The organism is Flavobacterium sp. RSSB_23, from assembly GCF_051547145.1.
Lineage (GTDB): Bacteria > Bacteroidota > Bacteroidia > Flavobacteriales > Flavobacteriaceae > Flavobacterium.
Genome location: NZ_JBPTTO010000032.1, coordinates 1 through 2,038 on the forward strand (window position 1 = coordinate 1; position 2,038 = coordinate 2,038).

2 protein-coding genes are annotated in these 2,038 nt (G+C 27.7%); both read left to right on the forward strand.

The annotated features are described in order from the left end of the window. Positions 1 to 1,034, forward strand: a 1,034-nt coding sequence (locus ACSVH9_RS16210; protein ID WP_438064613.1) for a hypothetical protein, incomplete at its 5' end; no start/stop codon positions are given. Positions 1,035 to 1,200: 166 nt separating this feature from the next. Then, on the forward strand, positions 1,201 to 1,893 hold the full coding sequence (locus ACSVH9_RS16215; protein WP_438064614.1) for a WD40/YVTN/BNR-like repeat-containing protein: 693 nt from the start codon (positions 1,201 to 1,203) through the stop codon (positions 1,891 to 1,893). The last annotated feature ends 145 nt before the right edge of the window (positions 1,894 to 2,038 follow it).

Here is a 2,038-nt window from a genome sequence, read left to right on the forward strand (position 1 = left end):
ACGTTAGGCGACATACGACAAAGACCGAAGAAATAATGACAAAAGAGTATGAAAATGAAATTAAAACTGTTTTAGATGAAACAGACTTTAAAATTGAAGAAATTTTCGATTTTGCAGATTCCCCATATGCAGAAGAATTGTCAAAAGTCTTTGATTTTTATAAGACTACCTTAACAAATAATAGTTCAAGATTTAATTTAAAGAAAAGCTATATTTTCTATTTGAATAATAGAAGTGTAAATGCCAAAGCTGGTACTACAGACAAATATAATTTGATTTGTATTAATGCTGGATTAATGATTTTCCTTATCCAAAACATTTTTGAAAAAGATGAAATTCACGAATTACTTTATTCGGACTACAACAAAATTTATAATTTTCTAGACAATCCGATTCATATTTTAATGTATCAAGTTGCACTTCATTTTACATTTTATCACGAATTAGGTCATTTAGTTCAAAACTCTGAAAGTTTAAAATCATTTATTTTTGAAAGACCAACTGAAATTAAAGAATATGATTTAAAAATGCATAAACTGGAATTTGATGCTGACACTTTTAGCGCAACTTCAATTTCTGCACATATACATCAATATGCTTTTAAAATTTTTGGAGAAGAATTGACATCTTATCAAGTTGAATCAGTAATCGAAGTTTTCAGTAGTAGTATATTATTATATTTTCTATCATTTGAAGCATATAAAGAGGAAATATATTATGAAGAAAGCACACATCCACATCCTATCATTAGAATTTTAAATGTAATTCTAACAATATCTAATTATTGCAAAAATAGTCCAAGGCTTAAAGAAAAAGGAATTGAAATAAACCATAAAAAAATTTATGATTTAACAATTCGAAATGCAATAAAAATAGAAAGTCAGATTATAAATTCTGCAAAAGCAAAAAATTTCAATAAAATGCTGGTTGATAACAAAGTAGGGATTTTAAACCATTACCAAAGAATAATTGATTATAAACCAGATGATTTTGTTTCTGCTCTTGATAGATGGAATGAAACATTAAACACATAGTACGTCGCCTAACACACGCTACAACGGATTTGGGCAATTGGCTTAATGGAAAGTTGGTTTTGTATTTGTGATGATTTGGCAAATCCGAAGAATGGGATTAATTTAGCCCCAAACCCGCTGTAGCGCGAGAACGTTAGCGGCAAGTTTAAAAAACACATTAAAACAGATGAATCGAGTTTGGTTATTCTTAACAATTATTTTAATAAATATTTCTTGTGAAAATACTAAATGGGAAAACATTAAAGGTGAAGACATTAAGTTTGGTACTCCAGAAGCGATTTATTTTGAAAATTTAAACAATGGATTAATTGGCAGTTATCGATTAGAAGAAAATCCAAAATCTACAAATTTTGACAAGATAGATATAAAACCTGTACTTTACTTCACAAAGGATGGTGGTAAAAAATGGACTTTACTCAAATTTAATGAAAATATTACTGGAGGCGTAAAAAATCTATTTTTATCAAATGACACAATATATTGCCAAATAGATTATAATCCTTCAACAATATATAAGTCAACGAATCTAGGAATGACTTGGAATAAACTGGATTACAAAAAATCAAAAATTATCGAAAAAAATGCATTCCGTAATAATAGGTATGAAATAAAAAATCATGATTTTATATTCAAAAATGAAAAATATTATATTAAAGAAAGATATGAATTTGAAAAAACTAAAGTAATCATTTGTTATGGTAAAGAATCGTTAACAAATTATTTTTTTGTATCTCATGATAATGGTCAAAATTGGACTTTTTTACAAGAAGAATATGGCTCTAATAGACAAAAATTTTTGTATAAAAATCAATACTTATATAGCTATGAATCCAATTTACAAAGATTAAAACTGAAATAAAGAAAACCAGCCGCTAACACACGCTACAAGCAAGCTGGGCAATTGGTTTAATTTGAAAATAGTTTGTATTTGACACTTTTGTTTTTAACTGAAATAATACGCATCTTTAATCCCAGCCTGCGTGTAGCGCGGGAACGTTGGGAGC

What these genes read in the sequence shown, in the direction of transcription:
- ACSVH9_RS16215 (WP_438064614.1), top strand. Translation starts at nt 1,201, where the DNA reads ATGAATCGAGTTTGGTTATTCTTAACAATTATTTTAATAAATATTTCT.